Annotated in this window: 19 protein-coding genes and 1 tRNA gene; 15 read left to right on the plus strand and 5 right to left on the minus strand. The window is 73.5% G+C overall.

What is annotated here, in order from left to right; genetic code table 11:
- Positions 1 to 86 precede the first annotated feature (86 nt).
- Positions 87 to 425, plus strand: a complete 339-nt coding sequence (locus FHX71_RS02200; protein WP_182614216.1) for a YciI family protein — start codon at positions 87 to 89, stop codon at positions 423 to 425.
- Positions 426 to 542: 117 nt separating this feature from the next.
- Here FHX71_RS02200 and FHX71_RS02205 read toward each other — a convergent pair whose 3' ends face one another.
- The 3 genes from FHX71_RS02205 to FHX71_RS02215 form a co-directional block, all read right to left on the minus strand.
- A complete protein-coding gene (locus tag FHX71_RS02205) occupies positions 543 to 881 on the minus strand; it encodes a hypothetical protein (RefSeq protein ID WP_182614217.1) in 339 nt (112 codons plus the stop codon).
- A 67-nt stretch (positions 882 to 948) separates the two neighbouring features.
- Positions 949 to 2,604, minus strand: coding sequence for an ATP-dependent DNA ligase (locus FHX71_RS02210; RefSeq protein WP_182614218.1), 1,656 nt, complete (start codon positions 2,602 to 2,604; stop codon positions 949 to 951).
- Between the two features lie 130 nt (positions 2,605 to 2,734).
- Positions 2,735 to 3,841 carry a winged helix DNA-binding domain-containing protein gene (locus tag FHX71_RS02215; protein WP_182614219.1) on the minus strand — a complete coding sequence of 369 codons (1,107 nt, stop codon included), beginning with the start codon at positions 3,839 to 3,841 and terminating at the stop codon, positions 2,735 to 2,737.
- A 174-nt stretch (positions 3,842 to 4,015) separates the two neighbouring features.
- Here FHX71_RS02215 and FHX71_RS02220 point away from each other — a divergent pair, with 174 nt between their 5' ends.
- The 12 genes from FHX71_RS02220 to FHX71_RS02275 all read left to right on the plus strand — a co-directional run bounded on the left by FHX71_RS02220 (position 4,016) and on the right by FHX71_RS02275 (position 19,165).
- On the plus strand, positions 4,016 to 5,701 hold the full coding sequence (locus tag FHX71_RS02220; protein WP_246402148.1) for an alpha/beta hydrolase: 1,686 nt from the start codon (positions 4,016 to 4,018) through the stop codon (positions 5,699 to 5,701).
- Between the two features lie 56 nt (positions 5,702 to 5,757).
- Positions 5,758 to 5,831: transfer RNA gene (locus tag FHX71_RS02225), tRNA-Arg, on the plus strand.
- Between the two features lie 121 nt (positions 5,832 to 5,952).
- Positions 5,953 to 7,632, plus strand: a complete 1,680-nt coding sequence (locus tag FHX71_RS02230; protein WP_312876896.1) for a GTPase — start codon at positions 5,953 to 5,955, stop codon at positions 7,630 to 7,632.
- On the plus strand, positions 7,629 to 9,209 hold the full coding sequence (locus FHX71_RS02235; RefSeq protein WP_182614220.1) for a GTP-binding protein: 1,581 nt from the start codon (positions 7,629 to 7,631) through the stop codon (positions 9,207 to 9,209). Before FHX71_RS02230 ends, FHX71_RS02235 begins: the two co-directional genes overlap by 4 nt.
- 53 nt (positions 9,210 to 9,262) lie before the next feature.
- Positions 9,263 to 9,739, plus strand: coding sequence for a single-stranded DNA-binding protein (locus FHX71_RS02240; RefSeq protein ID WP_182614221.1), 477 nt, complete (start codon positions 9,263 to 9,265; stop codon positions 9,737 to 9,739).
- Positions 9,740 to 9,864: 125 nt separating this feature from the next.
- Positions 9,865 to 11,547, plus strand: a complete 1,683-nt coding sequence (gene ettA, locus FHX71_RS02245; protein WP_182614222.1) for an energy-dependent translational throttle protein EttA — start codon at positions 9,865 to 9,867, stop codon at positions 11,545 to 11,547.
- A 238-nt stretch (positions 11,548 to 11,785) separates the two neighbouring features.
- On the plus strand, positions 11,786 to 12,736 hold the full coding sequence (locus FHX71_RS02250) for a phosphotransferase (protein ID WP_182614223.1): 951 nt from the start codon (positions 11,786 to 11,788) through the stop codon (positions 12,734 to 12,736).
- Between the two features lie 165 nt (positions 12,737 to 12,901).
- Entirely contained in the window at positions 12,902 to 13,744 is an 843-nt protein-coding gene (locus FHX71_RS02255; RefSeq protein WP_182614224.1) for a hypothetical protein, read from the plus strand.
- Positions 13,745 to 13,808: 64 nt separating this feature from the next.
- Positions 13,809 to 15,995, plus strand: a complete 2,187-nt coding sequence (locus tag FHX71_RS02260; protein WP_182614225.1) for a dynamin family protein — start codon at positions 13,809 to 13,811, stop codon at positions 15,993 to 15,995.
- Positions 15,992 to 17,827 carry a dynamin family protein gene (locus FHX71_RS02265; RefSeq protein ID WP_182614226.1) on the plus strand — a complete coding sequence of 612 codons (1,836 nt, stop codon included), beginning with the start codon at positions 15,992 to 15,994 and terminating at the stop codon, positions 17,825 to 17,827. The genes FHX71_RS02260 and FHX71_RS02265 overlap by 4 nt, the downstream gene beginning before the upstream one ends.
- 60 nt (positions 17,828 to 17,887) lie before the next feature.
- Positions 17,888 to 18,388 carry an acyl-CoA thioesterase gene (locus tag FHX71_RS02270; protein WP_182614227.1) on the plus strand — a complete coding sequence of 167 codons (501 nt, stop codon included), beginning with the start codon at positions 17,888 to 17,890 and terminating at the stop codon, positions 18,386 to 18,388.
- 126 nt (positions 18,389 to 18,514) lie between these two features.
- Positions 18,515 to 19,165 (plus strand): hypothetical protein, encoded by a 651-nt coding sequence (locus FHX71_RS02275; protein WP_182614228.1) that lies wholly within the window; start codon positions 18,515 to 18,517, stop codon positions 19,163 to 19,165.
- A 38-nt stretch (positions 19,166 to 19,203) separates the two neighbouring features.
- Here FHX71_RS02275 and FHX71_RS02280 read toward each other — a convergent pair whose 3' ends face one another.
- Entirely contained in the window at positions 19,204 to 20,175 is a 972-nt protein-coding gene (locus FHX71_RS02280) for an acyl-CoA thioesterase (RefSeq protein ID WP_182614229.1), read from the minus strand.
- Positions 20,176 to 20,232: 57 nt separating this feature from the next.
- Positions 20,233 to 20,619: a globin gene (locus FHX71_RS02285; RefSeq protein WP_182614230.1), complete on the minus strand. Its 387-nt coding sequence runs from the start codon at positions 20,617 to 20,619 to the stop codon at positions 20,233 to 20,235.
- Positions 20,620 to 20,760: 141 nt separating this feature from the next.
- On the opposite strand from FHX71_RS02285, the gene FHX71_RS02290 reads away from it, so the two are divergent.
- Both FHX71_RS02290 and FHX71_RS02295 read left to right on the plus strand, forming a co-directional pair.
- Positions 20,761 to 20,994, plus strand: coding sequence for a PTS sugar transporter subunit IIB (locus FHX71_RS02290; RefSeq protein ID WP_020018155.1), 234 nt, complete (start codon positions 20,761 to 20,763; stop codon positions 20,992 to 20,994).
- 192 nt (positions 20,995 to 21,186) lie between these two features.
- Positions 21,187 to 22,305, plus strand: a complete 1,119-nt coding sequence (locus tag FHX71_RS02295) for a mechanosensitive ion channel family protein (RefSeq protein ID WP_312876897.1) — start codon at positions 21,187 to 21,189, stop codon at positions 22,303 to 22,305.
- Position 22,306: the final 1 nt, after the last annotated feature.

The raw sequence follows: 22,306 nt of genomic DNA on the forward strand, positions 1-22,306 counted from the left end.
CGGCTACGCCGATGAGTTTCGCGGGCGGACGACGTCCACCTCGGTGGAGTCCGGCCCGACGGGGCCGCCGAGACTGGAGGACTGCGATGCCGCGATACCTGATCTCGTTCGACGACGGTGCGATGACGTTCCCGCGGGAGGACCTGCCCGCCGTGGCCGAGGCCTCGCACGCGGTCGTGCAGGCGGCCAAGGATGCTGGCGTCTGGATCTTCGGCGCGGGACTGGAGCGACAGCGGGCGTCGGTCGTCGGGACCGACGGCGCTGTGACCGACGGACCGTTCCCGGAGACCAAGGCCGTGATCGGCGGGTTCTCGATCCTGGAGGTGGCTTCGCGCGACGAGGCCCTGAAGTGGGCCGCCCGGATCGCGGAGGGCTGTCGCTGCGCCCAGGAGGTCCGAGAGCTCATGTACGACCCGGAGTCTTGACGCCGGGCCCCCGCCAAACGTCGTCGGCCGCATTCCCCTTCGAGACCTAGGTTTCTTCGCTTTCAGCCACCGGAAAGCGAAGAAACCTAGGTCTCGAAGGGGACCCGCAGAGGCGGGTCAAGGTCGAGCGACCTTCTCCAGCAATCGGAGGAGGCCGACGACGTGGCTGAGCGCGTGCCACGCGGGGGTCGCGTCCGCTTCCGCGACGAATCCTCGGATCTCGTCGAGGTCATCGCTGATCTGTCCGACGCTGAGATCGCGTGGCTCGCCCCGCAGATCGAAGGCGGCGCCGACCGGAAGGTGCCAGTAGTGGTCGTGCTCCACCGGAACCTGATTGCCGTGCTCGGCCACGAAGGCGTCCAGCGCGAGCTCGATCGCCGCCCGGAGCTCCGCGACCTGGAAGGCGTCGTCCGAGCCGGCCTGCTCCGGGTGTTCGTTGCTCGTCTCCGCGCTCATCGACAACCCGTCATGCGGTCATCCTGCCGAACTGGTCGAGGTCGGTCGACACGAATTCCCGGAGCCGTCAGACGGCGAGCGCGCGGACCGTGTCGATCGTGTCGGCCTCCGCCGCGGTCTTGTCGTCGCGGTAGCGCAGCACCCGCGCGAAGCGCAGCGCGAGGCCGCCCCGGTAGCGGGTCGAGCGCTGGAGGCCGTCGAACGCGATCTCGACCACCTGCTCGGGGCGCACCGTCACGACCCAGCCGTTGTCCTCGACCTCCAGCTCGCGGAAGCGCTCGGTCTGCCACTGCAGCATCTCGTCGGTCATGCCCTTGAACGTCTTGCCCAGCATCACGAAGCCGCCCTCCGGGTCCCGCGCGCCCAGGTGGATGTTGGACAGCCAGCCCTGGCGGCGGCCCGAACCACGCTCGACCGCCAGCACCACGAGGTCCAGGGTCTTGCGGGGCTTGACCTTGACCCAGCCGGCGCCGCGTCGTCCGGCCGCGTACGGCGTGTCCAGGGACTTGACCACCACGCCCTCCTGGCCCTCGCGGAGCGCGCCCGCGAAGAACTCGGCTGCCGCCTCCGGGTCGGACGTCCGCAGGCGGCGCACCGTGTGCGCCCCCGCGACCTCGTCCAGCACCGTCAGGCGTTCGCGCAGCGGGGCGTCGAGCAGGTCGCGCCCGTCGGCGTGCAGCACGTCGAAGAAGAACGGGGTGAGCTGGAACTGGTCGGCCAGCGCCTCCTCCGCCGACGTCGCCCGTCCCGGGCCGCGCGCCGACCCCCGCCCCGGCTCGTGCGTCGCCGACCGCGACGCCGTCTCCTGGAACGGCCGCGGCACACCGTCCGGACCGACGCCGAGCGCCTCGCCGTCCAGCACCAGCCGGTCCGACGGCAGCGCGCGCACCGCCTCGACGATCTCCGGCACGCGCTCCGTGATGTCGTCCAGGGACCGCGTCACCACCCGCACCTCGTCGCCGAGCCGGTGCACCTGGATGCGGATGCCGTCGAGCTTCACGTCCACGCACAGCTCGACGGGCTCGTCGCCGGAGCCGAGCTTCTCGAACGCCGCCGCGATGTCCGGCGCCGAGGCGGCCAGCATCGGCCGCACCGGCCGCCCGACCTCCAGCGTGAAGTCCGCCAGCGCGGCGAGCGGGTCGTCCGCGAGAAGGGCGGCGCTCGCGACCGGTCCCGTGGCGCCACGCAGCATGACGGCGCGGCGGACGGCGTCGGCGGGGGTGCCCGCGGCCTCCGCGACGGCGTCGACCACCACCGAGTCGAGCGCCCCCTGCCGCAGCTCGCCCGCGACCAGTCCGCGCAGGAACGCCTGCTCCCGCTCGGTCGCGGCGCCGAAGAGCTCCGCGGCCGCCGTCGACCGGGCCTGCGCGGAACCCGGGCCCTCCAGCGCGGCCATCGCGTCGAACGCGGCGTCGACGTCGCGCACCGTGAGCGTGCTGTCCACGGCCGGCGGCGGCAGGTCGCGCAGCGCGGCGTAGCCGAGGCCCGTCCGGCGCTGACGCAGCGCCCCGGCGAGATAGGCGACGACGATCTCGAGGTCGCCGGCCCGGCCTGGGGCGTCGGCCGGGTCTGAGGTGACGGCTTCCGACGGCGCCGCTCCGCCCACGCCGTCTGCGCCGTCCGCCGTCCGGCGCAGCAGGTCGGCGATGGCCGCCCGCTTGGCCAGGCGCGAGCGCGTGGCGGCGACGGCGTCGGACGTGGCGGCGACCTCGGCGAGAAGCATGCTCCATCTTGACCCGCCGCCCGCTCAGCCGCGGCCCCAGGTGTCGACCACAGCAGCTGCTGCCACGCCGGGCGCGATCCTGGCAGCAACCGCTGTGGTCAACACGGGGGGCGTCACCGGGAAGTGACGCTCAGCCCAGCGGCCAGGCCGCCACCGCCTCCTCCACCGCTGTGCGGGTCGGGGCCGCCACGCCCGGCACCAGCTCGTACGGCGCCTCGCCCGACTTGGGCGCGCGCCGCCAGGTGCCGATCAGCCGTCCGTCCAGGAGCACTGCCGGCCGGAAGATGCCGTTGGTGAACGGGACGACCGTCCGCATCGCCTCGGCGTCCGCGACCAGCTCGCGGTCCTGGTAGCCCAGCACGATCTCGTCGAACCCCGGCGCGAGCACCACGCCGCCGGGCTCGTCGAGCCCGAGATCGAGCCCGGCGTCGCCCCCGAGCACCCCGCCCCCGACGAGCATGACCCGCCCGTCCACCGTGACCTCGGCGAGCGCGTCCGGCTCGGCCTCGCGCAGCGCGGCCACGGCGGCGCGCACGGGCGTCTTGGGCAGGCCGAGCCACCAGGCCAGGTCGTCGACCGTGGCCGGTCCGCGGCTCGTGAAGTACGACCGGGCGATGCGGCGCAGGGCGGCGTCGGGCTGCTCGGCGGGGACGGCGACCGGCGTCGCGACCATGCGCTGCTGCGCCCCCGCGAACGGTCCCCAGTGCAGCACCCCGCGCAGCGCCAGGGTGACGATCAGGTGGTACCCGCGCTGCCCCTCGATGGGCACGCCGGCCTGCTGCCACAGGTCGATCATCTCGGCGCGCGTAATCCCCTCCGACGCCGCGAGCAGCTCCCGGGTGAGCGCCTCCGCGCGGTCCACGAGCGCGTCGTCGAGGCCCTCGGCCTCGCGGACCCGGCGGCCCAGGTGCGTCACGCGCTCGCCCGTCAGCGAGACGAGCCCGGCCAGGTCGCGCGGCGTGGTCGCGAAGATGGTGCCGCGCTGCGTCCAGCCGCGCACGAGCTCGCCGCCGTCGAACGCGGCGCGCACGTCGTCGAGGGTGGTGCCTGACCGCGACCGGACGGCGATCGCGCGCAGCACGGCGGGCAGGTCCTGACCCTGCAGCGCGACCATCCGGCGCACGACGTCGACCGGCGACGCGGCGGCCTGTCCGCCGTCGGGCAGCGCGAGGCCCTGCGTACGCAGGCGCAGCCGGCGCGCGGCGTCGGGGGAAAGGGCGGTCGTTCCGGAGGGCATGCGGGAAGGCTACGACGCGCCCCTGACACTCACCGGTCCGTGGTCCGCAGTGTCGTGCCGGCTCGCCAGGCCGCACCAGTGACGCCCTGTCATGGTCTGCCCTGCGCTTTGTCACGGGTAATCGGTGACACGGCTGCACTGGCGGTCGCGGTCGCGGACGGGTGGGATCGGGGGATGACCTCGACACCAGCGTTCGATCCTGAGGGACCCGAGCCGGCCCGGCAGGGCACGACCAGGCAGGTCCCGGCCCGGAACGGCAAGGTGATGCGTGTCTCCGTGCTGACGATCGCCGTGGCGCTCCTGGCGGCCACGCTGGCGCCGGGCACGGCGTCGTCCGCGCCCGCTCCGGCGGCCTGGCCGACGACGGCGGTGTCCCCGGCCGGGCAACCGACGACGGCGACGTCTCCGGAACCGACGCTGACCTGGGGCGACTGCCCGGAGGCCGTGGCCGCGCCCGGGCTGGAGTGCGCCACGATCGACGTGCCGCTGGACTACGCCGAGCCGGACGGGCGCACCATCGAGGTCGCGGTCTCGCGGCTGGCGAGCACCAACCCGCAGGAGCGTCGCGGGGTGCTGCTGACCAACACCGGCGGGCCGGGCGGCGAGGGCCTGTCCTACCCGGCGGGCCTGCGCGACGTGCTCAAGCTGCCGCAGGCGCTGCTGGACCAGTACGACGTGATCGGCATGGACCCGCGCGGCGTCGGGCACAGCACGCCTGTGACCTGCGGCCTCTCGCCCCTGGACCAGCCGACCAACATCCCGATGTACGCCCGGGGCGCGGCCGACGTCCGAGCCGAGGCGAAGCGCGTGGCGGCGGTGGCCGAGAAGTGCGGGGCCTCCCCGACGGCGGACGTGCTGCCGCACGTCACGACGGCCAACACCGCCCGCGACATGGACCGCATCCGCGTGGCGCTGGGCGAGTCGACGATCTCCTACTTCGGCATCTCGTACGGCACCTACCTCGGCTCGGTCTACACCTCGCTGTTCCCGGAGCACAGCGACCGGTTCCTGCTCGACAGCGCGACCGGGCCCGGCGGCTGGGACGCCTCGTTCTCCCGGCTGTTCGGGCAGGGCGTCGAGGACCGGTTCCCGGACTTCGCCCGCTTCGCCGCCGCACGTCCGGAGTACGGCCTCGGCGAGACGCCCCGCCAGGTGCGGGCCAAGTACTTCGAGCTGGCCGCGCGCCTGGACAAGACGCCGAGCCCCGACGGCTACACCGGCGCGGCCTTCCGCTTCGCGACCTTCGCCGCCCTCTACTACGACTCCAGCCTGCCCGGGCTCGCCGAGACGTGGCAGGCGCTCGACCAGGGTGAGCCGGTTCCGGTTCCGGGTGCTGTTACTGCGCCCGCGCCGGCCGATCCGGGCATCCCGGGGGAGCAGGCCACCCCGGGCGAACAGGCCGCGCCGTCGTCCGAGGCTGCCGGAATCCCGGCGGACAACTACGTGGCCAGCCAGCTCCACGTGATCTGCAACGACTCCGACTGGCCGGAGCAGCTCTGGCGGTACCAGGTCAACGTCGCGATCGACCGGGTCCGCTACCCGATGTTCGGCGCGGCAGGGGCGAACGTCACACCGTGCGCGTACTGGCCGTCGGAGCCGGTCGAACCCCAGGTCGAGATCACCGACGAGGGGCCGTCGAACGTGCTCATCCTGCAGAACCTGCGCGACCAGGCGACGCCGCTGGCCGGAGCCCGGGACCTGCGCGACGCGTTCGGGGACCGGGCCCGCATGGTGACCGCCGACCAGGGCGGCCACCTGTCCTACCTGCGGCTGGGCAACGACTGCGCCGACGACATCGCCACGGAGTTCCTGCTCACGGGCGTGCTTCCCGCGGACGACGTCGCCTGCGGGGCGCTGTGACGCCGCTATTTGCCATGGTCAAGACCGGCCCGGCCTAGGCTAAACTCGGCTCGCTTGCCTCCGTAGCTCAGCTGGATAGAGCGGGTCACTTCTAATGACTAGGTCGCGGGTTCGAATCCTGCCGGGGGCACTGATCTGCTGTCGTCGGGCGTCGGGCGTTTATTCCGACAGCCTGCACAAATCCGTTGTTTCTGCGTATCTACCAGCCTCTACGGCTTGGCAGAACGATCTTGACCTATCAGGATGAAGCCGTGACTCCAGGAACACGCTCCGCTGTGCTCGGCCGTCGGGGTGGTGTGGACCCGAACGTTGCGGAGCAGCTCGGCTTCACGGTGCACGACGTCGTGCGCGACCTGCGCCGCGACGTCGCCGCGGCGACCCTGCCCCTGCCGGTCGACGGCACCGAGGAGGCCGAGGCGTCCCGGGAACGCCTCCTCGCGCAGCTCGACGAGCACCTCCTGCCGCGCCTCGCCGAGCTCTCCAGCCCCGCCGTCGTCGTGCTCGCGGGGTCCACGGGAGCGGGCAAGTCCACGCTCTTCAACAGCCTGCTCGGCGAGGAGGTGTCCGAGGCCGGCGTGCTGCGGCCCACCACCCGCGAGCCCGTCGTGGGCGTGCACCCGCGCGACGTCGACACGCTCACCGCGGGGCCCGTCACCGAGCTGGCCCGGCTGGTCAAGCACGAGGGCGTGCCGCGCGGCACCGCGCTGATGGACGCCCCCGACCTCGACTCCCTCCTCAAGGAGAACCGCTCCACGGCCCACCAGCTCCTGGAGGCGGCCGACCTCTGGCTCTTCGTCACCACGGCGGCGCGCTACGGCGACGCCCTGCCGTGGCAGGCCCTGGACCGCGCCAAGGAGCGCGGGGCGAGCGTCGCGATGGTGCTCAACCGGGTGCCCAAGGAGAACCTGACGACCATCCGGGCGGACCTCAACGCGCGCATGAAGGAGCGCGGCATGAAGGACGTGCCGCTGTTCGTCGTGCCCGACGTCGGGCCGCACGAGGGGCTGCTCGACCCGAAGCTGGTGGCGCCCATCCAGCGCTGGCTCAACCTGATGGCCGGCCCCGAGCGCTCGCGGACCGTCATCCTGCGCACCCTCAAGGGTGCCCTCGGCGCCCTCCCGGACTGGGTGACCGGCCTCGTCACCGCCGTCGAGCAGCAGGGCACGGTCGCCTTCGACCTGCGCAACGCCGTCCAGTCGGTGGTCCCGGACGCGCAGCTGGCCGCGCGCACCGCCGTCCTGTCCGGCACCTCGGGCGAGGGCACGGTCGCGGCGCGGTTCGCGGAGCTCGCCAGCACCGACCACATCTCCCGCGTCACCGTGCGCGACGGCATCGCCCGCACCACCAAGCGAGCCGGCAAGGCCCGCGAGACGGCGCTCCTGCGGCTGCGCGAGGAGGTCGAGGCCACCGCGACCCGCGCGTTCGTCGCCGCGGGCGTGCGCACCGAGGAGAGCCTCCAGGGCGCGCTGGCCGGACCCGGGGCGCCGGCCGCCGGCGAGACGATCCTCCCGTCCGCGACGAGCCGCGCCAAGGACCGCCTCGCCTGGGGCCAGCGGACCGCCGCGGAATGGTCCCGGCTGGCCGACGACGTCGTCGGTCGGATGGCGGACTCCGACCCCGACAGCTCCGGCACCGAGGCCGCCGCCCGCGCGGCGGGGGCCCGCAAGGCGTTCGGCGACGTCGGGCTCGCCACGCTCCTGCAGGCGACCGCCCTCGGGAACGAGGACTCGGCGAACCTCGTGGACCGTGTGCTCGGCGAGACGGCGGGCGCCGCGATCGAGGAACTTCAGGGCGAACTCGCCGACCAGGTCGCGCTAGCGGTTGCGGAAGAGGCCCGTTCTGTCCAGAGTGCCCTTGACGTCCCCGCGCTAGCCGACGACGCGGCCGCTCCGCTCCGTGTCCGGCTGGCCGAGCTCAGGAGGCTGACATGATGAGCCACGACGCGACCCTCGGCGCCCGCACCGAGGACCTCGGCCGAGCCCTCCAGATCGCCGGGTCCCGGCTCGACGACACGGTCTTCGGCAAGGTCGCCAGCTCTGTCGCGGGCGTGCGCGAACGACTCGCGCTCGGCGTGGACCACACGGTGGTGGCGCTCGCGGGCGGCACCGGTTCGGGCAAGTCGAGCACCTTCAACAAGATCTCCCGCCTCACCTTCGCCGACGTCGGGGTCAAGCGCCCCACCACCGCCAAGGTCACCGCGTGCTCGTGGAGCGACGACGCCGCGACCCTGCTGGACTGGCTCGGCGTGGAGCGGGAGCGCCGCATCACCCGTGCGGGCGAGCTGGACTCCGCCGACGAGGCGGCCCTGAGCGGCCTCGTGCTGCTGGACCTGCCCGACCACGACTCCGTGGCGCCCGGACACCGCGACGTCGTGGACAAGGTGCTGCCGCTGGTCGACCTGCTGGTGTGGGTGGTCGACCCGCAGAAGTACGCGGACGACGCCCTGCACACCGGCTACCTGCGCGACTCGTCGGGCATGCGCGCGTCCACCGTGGTGGTGCTCAACCAGATCGACACCGTCCCCGTGGGCCAGCGCGACAACCTGGTCAACGACGTGAAGCGCCTGCTGCGCGACGACGGCCTGGACGACGTGCCGGTCATCGCCGCGTCCACCAAGACCGACATCGGCATCGAGGACCTGCGGGGGCTGCTGGAGCAGACCGTCGCCCGCCGGTCCGTCTCGGCCGGCCGCGCCGCGGGCGAGCTCGACGCCGCCGCGACCCTGCTGCTGGGCCAGTCCCCGGCCGAGGTGCCGTGGCACATCGACACGGTCCTGGAGCGCGAGGTCGACGCCCTGGCCCGCGCGGCCGGGCTGGAGTCGGTCGCCGCCCAGGTCGGCGCCGCGGTGCGCAACGGCTACGGCTCGCCCGAGTTCCGCAATCCTGACCCGGACTCGATCGCGCTGTCCCGGTCGCGCTGGCTCACCGGCTCGGGGGAGTCGCTCAAGCCGGGCTGGCAGCGCTCTCTCGCCGAGAGCGTGGCGACCGCCCGGGACGTCGCGGGCGCCGTGTCCACCGCGCTGCAAGGAATCACCCTGGACACCCGCGGCCCGACGACGCAGCCGCTCACCCGCCGTCTCGCGCTCGGGGCGGTGCTGATCGCGGTGGTGCTGGGGATCGCGACGGTGCTCGCCTCGGTGGACGTCCTGCCCGTCGGCGAGACGTGGACCACCGTGCTCGGCGTGGCTGCCGTCGTCGCCGCGGTGGCGGCGCTCGCGGTCTTCCTCGTGGCGATGCAGCTGCGCCGCGCGCTGGCCGCCCGCCGGGCGCAGGGCGTCATCGCGTCGGGCCGGGCGGCGCTGGAACGGGTGCTGCAGCAGACCCTCGGCGTGCCCACCCAGAAGCTGCTCGACGAGCACCGCGCGGTGCGCGAGCTCGCACAGAGTGCGCGCGACGACGGACCGTCGGTACCGCTCCGTGTGGAAGAGAACGCGACCACAGGCAGCCAGATCCGGGTTTCGTCCACAGGTGGCGTCCGACTGACCGACCTGCGCTCCGTCCGCGCCTGATGCTGGGTACGGGCCGGCCGCGAGGGCCGGTCCCGGACACCCAGGAGGGCCCCATGAACGACGTGACGGTGACTGTCTCCGGCTTCGCCGGCAACACCCCCGCGCTGCACACGGGCAAGGACAAGGACTTCGCCATGTTTCGCGTGGCCAGCACGCGGCGCTACGTGAACGACGTCGGCGACTGGACCGACGGCTCGACGCTCTGGTTCACGGTGAAGGCGTGGCGGACGGCGGCGGCGAACCTGGCCCGGTCGGTCCGCAAGGGCGACCCGGTGGTCGTCACGGGCCGCCTCGAGCTCGACGAGTGGGAGGACGCCGACGGCAAGGCGCACACCGGCCTGGTCATCGCGGCGACGTCGGTCGGCGTGGACGCGACCAAGGGCAAGGTCGAATTCTCCCGGGTGGTCCACCAGGCGGCGCTGCCCGGGGCCCCGGCGGACGACGGCGGGCTGGTCGCGGCCCGGGCGGGCGAGACCGACCCGTTCGACATCGAGGCAGAGGCCGGGCGGCGGGAGCTGGTGACCGCGTAGGCTGGTGCCAGTCGTGCTCAGCGGTCCGCGGGTGTCAGGGTTCTCCTGCGCGGACGAACCCTGGCACCCGCTCCGCGCGAGCGCACCCATCCGACGTACCTTTTGTGAACGGTGGAACACAGGCAGTGGCTGAATACATCTACTCCATGTACAAGGCGCGCAAGGCGCACGGCGACAAGGTCATCCTCGATGACGTGTCGCTGAACTTCCTGCCCGGCGCGAAGATCGGCGTCGTCGGCCCGAACGGTGCCGGCAAGTCCACGATCCTCAAGATCATGGCCGGGCTGGACACGCCGTCGAACGGTGAGGCGCGGCTGTCGCCCGGGTACACCGTGGGCATCCTGCTCCAGGAGCCGCCGCTGAACGAGGAGAAGACGGTCCTCGGCAACGTCCAGGAGGCCGTCGGCGAGATCCTGGCCAAGAAGGCCCGGTTCGACGAGATCTCCGAGCTCATGGCGCAGCCCGACGCGGACTTCGACGCGCTGCTCGCCGAGATGGGCACGCTGCAGGAGGACATCGACGCCGCCGACGCGTGGGACCTCGACTCCCAGCTCGAGCAGGCGATGGACGCCCTGCGCTGCCCGCCGCCGGACGCCGACGTGACGCTCCTGTCCGGTGGTGAGCGCCGCCGCGTCGCGCTGTGCAAGCTGCTCCTGCAGAAGCCCGACCTGCTGCTCCTCGACGAGCCCACCAACCACCTCGACGCCGAGTCCGTGCTGTGGCTCGAGCAGCACCTCGCGGGCTACGCCGGCGCCGTCCTGGCCGTGACCCACGACCGGTACTTCCTCGACCACGTCGCGGAGTGGATCTGCGAGATCGACCGCGGGCGCCTCTACCCGTACGAGGGCAACTACTCGACGTACCTCGAGAAGAAGCAGGCGCGCCTGGAGGTCCAGGGCAAGAAGGACGCCAAGCTCTCCAAGCGCCTCAAGGAGGAGCTGGAGTGGGTGCGGTCCAACGCCAAGGGCCGCCAGACCAAGTCGAAGGCTCGCCTGGCCCGCTACGAGGAGATGGCCGCGGAGGCGGACCGCACCAGGAAGCTCGACTTCGAGGAGATCCAGATCCCCGCCGGCCCGCGCCTGGGCTCGCTGGTGCTGGACGCCAACAACCTCAAGAAGGGCTTCGACGACCGTGTGCTGATCGACGGCCTGACGTTCACGCTGCCGCGCAACGGCATCGTCGGCGTCATCGGCCCGAACGGTGTCGGCAAGACCACGCTGTTCAAGACGATCGTGGGCCTGGAGCCGCTCGACGGTGGCGAGCTCAAGGTCGGCGAGACGGTCTCGATCTCGTACGTCGACCAGTCGCGCGGCGGCATCGACCCCAAGAAGACCCTGTGGGAGGTCGTGTCCGACGGGCTCGACTTCATCAAGGTCGGCAACGTCGAGATCCCGTCGCGCGCCTACGTGGCGTCGTTCGGGTTCAAGGGCCCGGACCAGCAGAAGCCGGCCGGCGTGCTGTCCGGTGGTGAGCGCAACCGCCTCAACCTGGCGCTGACGCTCAAGCAGGGCGGCAACCTGCTGCTCCTCGACGAGCCCACCAACGACCTCGACGTCGAGACCCTCGGCTCGCTGGAGAACGCCCTGCTGGAGTTCCCCGGCTGCGCCGTCGTGGTCTCCCACGACCGGTGGTTCCTCGACCGGGTCGCGACGCACATCCTGGCCTACGAGGGCACCGAGGAGAACCCGTCGAACTGGTACTGGTTCGAGGGCAACTTCGAGTCGTACGAGGCCAACAAGGTCGAGCGCCTGGGCGCCGACGCCGCGCGCCCGCACCGGGTCACGTACCGCAAGCTGACCCGCGACTGACGACGCGGCCGCAGGGGTGGGCGACCGAGGAACGAGGCCGCCCACCCCTACGGTCCCGAGGAAGTCGCGCGACAAGCACAGCGACTGACGCTTCTCTTTCGAGACCTAAGTTTCTTCGCTCTGGAGCCCTCCAGAGCGAAGAAACTTAGGTCTCGAAGGCGAGTGGCCGTACCGACATCGCGGGCGAATTGCACATACGTTCCTTGCCGTACACGGACATGTTCGACAAGATGCCGCAGTGACCCCTGCCCTACCCGGATGGCGCGAGCTGCCGCCCCTGCTGCGTGACCGCATCACCGACCTTCTCGGTGCCCGGGTGATCGCGGCCCGGCAGCCGGACCACTCCGGCATCCTGCCCGCCGCGCAGTTCGAGGTGCAGACGACGCGAGGTCACGTCTTCATCAAGGTGATCGGCACGGAGCAGCCCGGCCCGCTGAACTTCCTCCGGCAGGAGATCCAGCTCTCGCCGCTGCTGCCCGCGGCGGCCCCGCACCCCGAGCTCATGTGGTCGCTCGACGAGGTGCTGCCGAACCTGGGCACGTGGCTGGCGGTCGGCTACGCGGTGAAGTCCAGCGTGCGGCCCATCGACCAGTCCTGGCCCGACGACGACGTCGCGGCCATGGTCAAGGTCGTGCGGGGGATCGGTGAGGTCGAGGCGCCCGACGACCCGATGTTCCTGCCCGAGGAGAAGGTGTTCCCCACCGACTCCTGGGACTACCTCGCGGACAAGCGCCCGGCCGGGCTCGCCAACCACTCTCCGTGGCTCGCCAACCGGCTGGAGGGCCTCGCGGAGATCGTTCAGCACGCGCCCCAGGCGATCGCCGGCAAGAGCCTGCAGCACGGCACGCTGCGCGTGCAGAACGTGCTGCTGCCGGCGCGTCTGGGCGAGAAGCCGCTGGTGACGGACTGGATCCGGGGCAGCGTCGGCGCTCCGTACCTCGACCTGGTCTCGATGCTGCTGCACGTGCGGGCCAACGACGGTCCGCCGCCGGAGGCCACCCTGCGCCGGTTCGGGCTGCCGCCCGGCACCGAGCGCGACGCCGTCACCTGCTGGATCGCGGTGCTCGCCGGCCACTACGTGAAGTCGTCGATGGACCCGCCGCCCACCGACATGCCGGAGCTGCGTGCCTACCAGCACCGGCTGGCCCGCGCCGCGGTGTCATGGCTGCAGACCAGGCTCGGTTTCTGACGCCTGCGAATCCCGCAACACGGACTGTGGTTTGCGGGTGAAAGCACAGTTCGGCACACTCCGGCCATGAGTGCTGTGCGGCGACCGGCTTGGTCGGATCTACCCCCGTCTGTCCGATCCCGGGTCAGCGAGTCGATGGGTGGTCGTGTGATCGGCTCGGCCCCGATGAGCGGCACCGACCTGGCCCCGCTCGAGGTGCTGCAGACGGCGTCGGGCCGGTCGATCGTGCGCGCGGTGGGCCCGGAGGCCCCGGTGACCCAGGACCGGATGGCCGCTGAGGCGGTCTCGCTGGCCACGCTGCCCGACGACGTGCCCAGCCTGGAGCGCGAGTGGTACGTCGACGAGGACCTCCCCGGGGCGGGTCGCTGGGTTGTGCTCGGCTACCGGAACGAGCCCATCCGCCCGCCGCGCGACCCCTGGGACGACGGCGACCTCGCCGCGGCCGTCGAGCTCGCCATCCAGATCGGCTCGACCGAGGCGCCCCCGGGGCTGCCCGACGCGCTCGACCTCATCGACGTCGACGCCTGGTCCACGATCGCCGCCATGCGGCCGTCCGGGCTGCTGGCCTTCACGCCGTGGCTGTCCGACAAGGTCGAGCACCTCGCGGACATCGCCCGCTACGCCGAGGAGGCGATGTCGGGCAAGAGCCTGGTGCACGGAGCGCTGCGCCGGGAGTCGATCCTGATCACCGACCACGGCTGGGACGCGACCAGCGCCCACGCCGTCGACTGGTTCATGCCGTCGCACGGCGCGTCGTTCCTCGACGTCGTGCTGCTGCTGCCGTACCTGCGGGTCGACGGCGCCCCGCCACCCGGGATCGTGCTCGACCGGCACCCGCTGCCCGACGTCGACCCCGAGGCGCTGACCTGTGCCGTCACCGTCATCGCCGGTGCGCTGGTGCTCCAGTCCATGCGCCCGCCGGAGCCGGGTGCGCCCCACGGCCGCGCCGTGCAGCGCGAGGTGGCGCACGCCGCCCTCGACTGGCTGCGCTCGCGCCTGGGCGGCTGACGTCTTCACCCGGTCGGCACGCCAACGGCGCGCCTGACCTGCGCGGCTGCGGCAGACTGGCGCCATGACCGAGAAGCCCGACGACGGAGCGGTGCCCGGCGGCTCGAACGCGGGCGCGAGTCCCTGGCAGGCCGCCGGACGGCCCGCCGAGCCGGTGACGTCCGCGGAGCCGGCGACGTCCGGCGATCCTGCGGAGCCGGGGCAACCGACCGAACCGGCGGCCCCGGCCCAGCCCGCCGCCGTCGGCGCCGGGTCGCCCGCCCCGGCGTCCGCCGAGCCCGGGTCCACGACGCCCGCGGACCCCGACGGCGAGTCCGGCCTGACCGATGCCCTCGAGGTGCTTCGCGCCCGGCTCGGCGCCCTGCGCCTGCCCCTGGAGACCGCGGGCGTCGAGGCGGCGCGCACCGAGCAGCGTCGCGCCACGGACCAGCTCGACGACTACCTGCTGCCGCGGCTGCGCGCCCAGAAGGCGCCGCTGCTCGTCGTGGTCGGCGGGTCCACGGGCGCGGGCAAGTCGACCCTGGTCAACTCCGTCCTGGGCGAGAAGGTGACGCAGCCGGGCGTGCTGCGGCCCACCACCAAGGCGCCGGTCCTCGTGCACCACCCGCTGGACGCCCGGTGGTTCTCCACGGACCGGGTGCTGCCGGGCCTGGCGCGCGTGACGGCGTCGGGCAACGGGTCGCCGCTCCGGTCGGCGGTGGGGCCGGCCGCCGTGACGCAGGGCCACGGCACGCCGTCCGAACCCTCCCGCACGCTGCGGCTCGTGCCGAGCGACGCGCTGCCGAAGGGCCTGGCGCTGCTGGACGCACCGGACATCGACTCGGTCGACACCGCCAACCGCGAGCTCGCCGCGCAGCTCCTCGGGGCGGCCGACCTCTGGCTGTTCGTCACCACGTCGGCGCGGTACGCCGACGCCGTCCCGTGGGACCTGCTGAACCAGGCCGCCGCCCGCAAGGCGCAGGTGGCGATGGTGCTGGACCGCGTGGACCCGGGCGCCGAGGCCACGGCCGACGACCTGCGGGACATGATGGCCGAGCACGGCCTGCCCGACAGCCCGCTGTTCGTCATCCCGGAGGGCGAGCTCTCCGGCGAGGGCCTGCTGCCCGAGGGCGCCGTCGGCGACGTCTCGCGCTGGCTCACCGGGCTGGGCGGCGACGCCGACGCCCGGCGCCGCGTCATCGCCGCCACGCGCGACGGCGTGGTGGACTCCCTCGTGGTCCGCGCCGACGAGCTGGCCGACGCCGCCGACGAGCAGCAGGCCGCCGACGTCCGGCTGCGGCACGTCGTGGACCGCGCCTACGCGGACGCGGTCGCCCACGTGACGGCGGCGACGTCGGACGGCGCGCTGCTGCGCGGCGAGGTGCTCGCCCGCTGGCAGGACTTCGTGGGCACGGGCGAGTTCTACCGGGCGGTCGAGGAGAACATCGGCCGGTTCCGCGACGCGGTGGGGTCGTTCTTCCGGGGCAAGCCCAAGGAGGCGCCGCAGGTCGAGAAGGCGATCGCCCACGGGCTGGAGTCGGTGGTGCTGGACGCCGCCGAGGAGGCCGCCGAGCGCTCCTACCAGGGCTGGCGGGGCGACGCCGCGGGCGCGGCGCTGCTGGAGGGCCTGGAGCTGTCGCGGACGCCGGCGGCGCTGCGCGCCGAGGTGGGCGAGCAGATCCGGGGCTGGCAGGGCGACGTCCTGGCGCTGGTGCGCGAGCAGGGCGAGTCCAAGCGGGGCCGGGCGCGCGCGCTGTCCTTCGGCGTCAACGGCCTGGGCGCGGCGCTGATGATCTTCGTGTTCGCCTCGACGGGTGGGCTGACCGGCATCGAGGTCGGCATCGCGGGCGGTTCCGCCGTGCTCGCGCAGCGGCTGCTGGAGGCCGTGTTCGGCGAGGACGCCGTGCGCGGGCTCGCCACGCAGGCTCGCGACCGGCTGCGGGCCCGCATCCAGACGGTCATGGACGGGCAGGCGGCGCGCTACACCGCCCAGCTCGACGCGCTCGGCTCCGCGGAGGCCGGCGGTTCCGGCCTGCGGACGGCGGCCGCCGGTGTCGCCTCGGCGGCGTCGGCCGAGCGCCGCGTGCGGTCCCGTGCGGACGCCGTTCCCGGCGACGGCGCGTCCGCCGCGGACCTGCTGGAGAGCCGCGGGCTGCGCGGCGTCCGGGCCGGGACGGACGACGGGCGTCCGGCGGGCGGCCACGACACCGCGGCCGAGGAACCGGCCCGGAAGGGCTTCTGGAAGCGCCTGTTCGGGGACGGCGAGCGATGAGCCGGCTCGACCTGGCCGGCCGCACCGCGGCCCTCGACACCGCCGTCCAGGCCGCCGAGGGCCGCATCGAGCCCGCGCTCCTGGAGGAGGCGCGCGCCGTCGTGACCCGGGCGCGCGAGCGCGGCGGGCTGTCCGCGGAGCACACCGTCGTGGCGCTGGCCGGGGCCACCGGCTCGGGCAAGTCGTCGGTGCTGAACGCGGTGGCGGGCGTCGCGATCGCGCAGCCCGGCGTGCGGCGTCCGACGACGTCGCACCCGATGGCCGCCGTCTGGGGCGACGGCGCGGACCCCCTGCTGGACTGGCTGGAGGTGGGCCGCCGGCACCACGTGGGCGCGGTGGACGAGCCGGGCGCGCCGGTCGAGCCGAACCCGCCGGTCGAGCCTGTCGAGACCCCCCGGGACGGTACGGGGGTCTCGACAAGCTCGACCAGCGGCGCGGCCCAGACCAGCGCCGGCGGCGGCGGCCCGTTCCGTCGTCGGACGCCCGCCGGGGACACCACCGGGCTGGTGCTGCTGGACCTGCCCGACCACGACTCCGTCGTCACCGAGCACCGGATGCGCGCCGAGCGCCTGGTGCAGCGCGCCGACCTGCTGGTCTGGGTCGTGGACCCGCAGAAGTACGCGGACGCCGCGCTGCACGAGGGCTTCCTGCGGCCGCTCGCGGGCCGTGCCGAGGTGGTGGTCGTGGCGCTCAACCAGGCCGATCGCCTCACGCCCGACGAGACCTCCGCGATGCTCTCCGACCTCCGGCGGCTGGTGGCCGAGGACGGCCTGGACGGCGCGCGGGTCCTGGCCGTGTCCGCCAAGACGGGGCAGGGCATGGACGACCTGCGCGGGCTGCTGGCCAATGCCGCGGCCCGGCGGGAGGCCGCGACGGCCCGGCTCGCCGCGGACGAGCGGGTCGTGGCCCGGCGGATCGTCGACGAGTGCGGCACGCCGCCGCCGTCGCGCGCGGGAAGCCAGGCGCGGGGCGACCTGGTGGCCGCGCTGGAGGACGCCGCGGGCGTGCCCACGGTGGTCGAGGCCGTCCGCGGCTCGGCGCGCCGGGACGCGCGGGCGGCGACCGGCTGGCCGCTGACCCGGTGGATCGGGCGGCTGCGCAAGGACCCGCTGCGGCGGCTCGGGCTGCGGACGGCGGACCGGGAGCACCGTGCGCCGTCGGGCCGCGAGGACCTGGTGCGCACGTCCTTGCCGACGGCGCGGCCCGCGGTGCGGTCCACCGCGGCGTCGGCCGTGCGGCGCTACGTCGAGGACGTGACGCGCGGCGTCGCCGACCCGTGGGTCCTGGCCGCGCGCTCGCGCGGGCAGGCGGGCATCGACACCCTGCCGGACGCCCTCGACCAGGCGGTGGCCGCGACGCGCGTCGAGGCGGCGCGCCGTCCCGTGTGGTGGTCGCTGGTCAACGTGGTGCAGTGGGCGCTGGTCGCCGTGCTCGCGGCGGGCCTGCTGTGGCTGTTCGTGCTGTTCGGGTTCACGTACCTGCAGCTCCCGCCGCTGCCGACGCCGGTGCTGACCCTGCCGGTCTGGTCGGGCGACGGCGTCGTGTTCCCCGGGGCGCCGGAGTCCGGCTCGGGCGAGGGCCTCGGCGTCGACCCCTTCACCATCCCGTGGCCCACCCTGATGGTGCTCGGCTCGGTGGTGCTCGGCCTGCTCGTCGCCCTGGTCTGCCGGGTGTTCGGCGCGCTGGGCGCGCGGCGCCGGGCGCGCGCGGCACGACGCCGGCTGCGGCAGTCGGTCGGCGCCGTCGCCGACCGGCTGGTGCGGGAGCCCGTGGGGGAGGAGCTGACCCGGCTCGCGAGCTGCCGGACGGCGGCGGTGGTCGCCGCGAGCTGAGGCGCGTGGTCTGCCCGACGGCGCGCGGGCGGTGCGCCGTCGGCGGGAGAAGATAAGCCCATGACACGCCTGCACGTCCCCGTCACGCTGCGCTGGTCCGACCTGGACGCCTACGCCCACGTGAACAACGTCGCGATGTTCCGCCTGCTGGAGGACGCGCGCATCACCGCCTTCTGGCTGCACCCCGAGGCGCCCGAGGGCGAGGCCTGGCCGACGGCGGTGGTGCCCACCGGTCCGGACGCCGACTCGCACACGCTCGTGGCCGGGCAGCGCATCGAGTACCTGCGCCCGCTGCTGTTCACCCGCACTCCGGTGCGCGTGGAGATGTGGCTCGGCCGCATCGGCGGGGCCAGCGCCGAGGTCTGCTACGAGGTGCACGACGGCGCGGCGAGCATGCCGAAGACGGGCCCGACGTCGGGCGGCAAGCCCTACGCGCGGGCGACCACCACGCTCGTGTTCGTCGACGCCGCCACGGACCGGCCGCGCCGCCTCACCGAGGGGGAGCGCCTGGCGTGGAAGGCGTTCCAGGAGGACCCGATCACCTTCCGCCACCGCGGCTGACCCGTGTCAGACCTACAGGTCCCCGGGGGACCTGTAGGTCTGACACGTGGGGTGGTGGCGTCGAGTGGCCTTCGGTGTGTCCGAATTGGTAGATTCATCCCCCTTGGTTTCGGCCACGGAGGAACTGTGGATCTGCCCTCGCACTACCTTGACCCGGTCACGCTGCACGAGGTGTTCGACGACGTCCCGGCCGCTCAGGCGTATCTCGTCGAGCTGGCCCGGGGGCCGGCGTGCGACGAGCCGGCGACGCTCGCCGTCCGCGTGCCGCTGACCCGAGCCCTCGCCCCGGAGGCCGACGACCCCGACGCCGAGCTGGCCGAGGCGGAGCGCCTCGGCTGGCTCGCCGTCGACCTGGCCGGCGGCCCGGACGACGACGCTGCCGCGGCCCACTCGCACGCCGCCGACGTACCCCTGGCCGCCCTGACCCCGCTGCTGCGGCTGGCGCACGTGCTCCAGTGGCGGCACCGGTTCTCGGAGGCCGACCTGCTGTTCGGCCTGACGCTGGAGGCCGCGCACTACTACGGGGAGCACGCCGCGAGCATCGAGCACGCGCGCCGGCTGGAGTTCTTCGCCCTGCAGCACTGGGGGCGGTGCCGGTACGACCAGGCGCTCGAGGTGCACGCCGACCAGGCCCGGCCCTACCTCGGCGAGGCGCTGGCCCTGTTCGTGCGCGCCCTGGAGCAGCGCGTGGACGTCGCCGCGTCGCCCGCCGAGGTCGCGACCATCCGCCTGGCGGAGCAGGCGGCCCGCGACCGGCTGGCGGAGCTCGGGGCGTAGACGCGGGCCTACGCGGCCCGGCTCGCCCCGGCCCGGGGTCACGCCGGCAGCCGGATCATGCCCTCCTGGCCCACGGAGGCGACGAGCGCGCCGTCCTGCCGGTAGACCTGCGCCGTGCCCAGCGCGCGGCCGCCCTGCGCCGTCGGCGAGGTCTGGACGAACAGCATCCACTCGTCCACCCAGACGTCGCGGTGCCACCACATGCCGTGGTCGAGGCTGGCCATGGGCACCGACACGGCGACGTCCTGCCAGGACTTGCCGGCGGCGCGCATGGCGGGCTCCAGCATGAGCTGGTCGCACGCGAACGCCAGCAGCGCGCGGTGCATGGCCTGCGACTTGATCCCCAGCGGGCGGCGGGCGCGCATCCAGACGAGCTGCGTCGCGGGCGGCGTGCCGCCGTCGGCCACCGCGGTGTCCGGGTGCAGGTAGAGCGACCCGCCCACGTGGCGCAGCTCGAAGGCCGAGTCGGCCCAGAACTGGGCGCGGGCGTCGACGCCGCCGGGCACGTTCGCGAGCTCGTCCAGGGAGGAGCCGACCTCCTCGGGCGGGGGCACGTCGTGCGGCATCGGCATGGCGTGCTCGTAGCCGGGCTGGTCCTCCTGGAAGGACGCGATCATCGACAGGATCGGCTTGCCGAACTGGATGGCGTGCGTGCGCCGCGCGCTGAACGAGCGCCCGTCGCGCAGCCGCTCGACCGCGAAGTCGATGGGCTCCTCGACCCGGCCCTCCCGCAGGAAGTAGCCGTGCAGCGAGTGGATCTGGCGGCCCTCGGGCACCGTGCGGTCCGCGGCGATGATGGCCTGCGCGAGCACCTGGCCGCCGTAGGCACGGTTGGCCGGGCCCGGCACGCTGTCGCCGCGCAGCACGTCCTCCTCGCCGCGCGGACCCCAGCCCTCCAGGTGCCGCAGGTCGAGGACCTCCAGCAGGCGGTCGAGCGCGTCGGGCGCGCGGTCACCGGGGGTGCCGGAAGCCGGGGTGCCGGCGGTCGGGTCAGGGGTGGTGGCGTCCACGCGGGGCGTCTCCTTCGGTGCTCAGGTCTTCGGTGCTCAGGTCCGGCTGGTGCCGGGTCAGTCCTCGAACGTGTTGATCATGCTGAACGCCGCGCGCTCCAGGTAGTCCCAGAGCTGCGACTCGTGGATCGGCGCCAGGTCCAGGGAGTCGACGGCGGTCCGCATGTGGGCGAGCCAGCGGTCGCGCGCGTCGGGGTTCACCTTGAACGGCACGTGCCGCATCCGCAGGCGCGGGTGGCCGCGCTGGGCGGAGTAGGTGCCCGGGCCGCCCCAGTACTGCTCCAGGAACATCGTCAGACGCTCCTTGGCCGGCCCCAGGTCCTCCTCGGGGTACATGGGACGCAGCACCGGGTCGCCGGCGACGCCGTCGTAGAACACGTCGACCAGGCGCACGAACGTGTCGTGGCCGCCGACGGCCTCGAAGAAGGATGGTTCCTGAGTCACGCAGCCATCCTGCCACCCACCTCTGACAGTCCGGTGAAACTGGGTCTCGTGTGAGCAACTCGACAATTGCCCGGGCGAAAGACTTGCCAGCACAGATAGGGTGGGGACAAACCTGCAGCGACGCACGGTGGGAGTTGAGACATGACCAAGGCTGACCAGATCCTTGCGGCACTCGGGGGAACCTCGAACGTCGTCGAGCTGGAACCGTGCATCACCCGGCTACGGGTCGAGGTGAGTGACCCGTCCCTCGTGGACGAGCCCGGACTGAAGTCGTCGGGAGCGTTCGGCGTGGTGCGGTCGGGCAGGGTGGTCCAGGTGATCGTCGGACCGGAGGCGGACAACCTCGCGGCCGAGCTCGACACGCTCAGGGTGTGATCACGAGGGCGTGAGACGCAGAGCATGACGAGTGCGGGCCCGGGAGCACGCTCCCGGGCCCGTGATCTGCTTCACGACCGTCGGCCGTCCTGGAACCGGGGCGCGAACGGGCTGTGAAGGTCACGCAGTGGTCCTTCGGACGCGGCCGGACATGTCCGGTCCAGGCGTGCCCACCCGAGTAGGTTTGGGCGCGTGTTCGAGTCTCTTGCCGCCTCCGTGTTCGACAACGCCGAGGACTTCTGGATCTGGTTCGCCGACAAGCCTCTGACGGTGATCCTGATCCTTGTGATCGGCCTGGTCGCCATCGCCGTGCTGCGGCGCGTCATCACCGCCCTCACCGAGCGCATCGCGATCGGCCAGAAGCCCCGCTCCGTCGAGACGGTCCCCGTGGGCACCACCACGGGCGCCATCCCCGTGACCACCACGGGCGCCATCCCCGTGACCACCACGGGCACCATCCCCGTGACCACCACGGGCACCATCCCCGTGACCGCGCCGGGCTCCGTGCCCGGACAGGGCCGCAAGCGCCGGCGCAAGAACGTGCTGATGACGCCGCAGGCTCTGGCCGACGTCTTCGGCGCCGTCAACCCGCGGGCCGCCGAGCGACGCGCTCAGCGCGCCCGGACCGTCGGCTCGGTGCTCAACTCGTCGGTCAACATCGTGATCGGCACCATCATGGTGCTCTCGATCATGCAGACGGTCGGCCTGCCCGTCGCCCCGCTGCTGGCCGGTGCCGGTGTCGTGGGTGTCGCCATCGGTTTCGGCGCGCAGAGCCTGGTCAAGGACTTCCTGTCCGGCATCCTCCTGCTCATCGAGGACCAGTTCGGCGTGGGTGACAACGTGGACCTCGGCACCGGCGTCGTCGGCACGGTGGAGGCCATGGGCCTGCGCCTGACCCAGGTCCGCGCCTTCGACGGCACCCTCTGGTACGTCCGCAACGGCGAGATCCTGCGGGCGGGCAACCGCACCCAGGAGTGGAGCCGCGCCGTCGCCCCCGTGCAGGTGCCGCTCGGGGCGGACATCGACGCGGTGCGCGCCGCGCTCGGCCGCGCCGTCGACCGGGTCAAGAACGACCCCGAGCTCGCCGACAGCCTCCTGGAGACGCCGTCGGTGCGCGGTGTGGACGACGTCGACCAGGGCGGCCTGACCTTCACGCTGCACGCCCAGGTGCGCCCTGCCCAGCAGTGGGCCGTCGCCCGGTCGCTGCGGGTGGCCGCGCACGCGGCCCTGCTGGACGCGGGGATCGTCGCCCGCTCGGCGCCCACGCCGTTCGACGAGGGCGTCACGGGGGACACGCCCGGCGTCAGCTGAG

Origin of the sequence: Promicromonospora sukumoe (genome assembly GCF_014137995.1) — a bacterium.
In the GTDB taxonomy this organism is placed as follows: domain Bacteria; phylum Actinomycetota; class Actinomycetes; order Actinomycetales; family Cellulomonadaceae; genus Promicromonospora; species Promicromonospora sukumoe.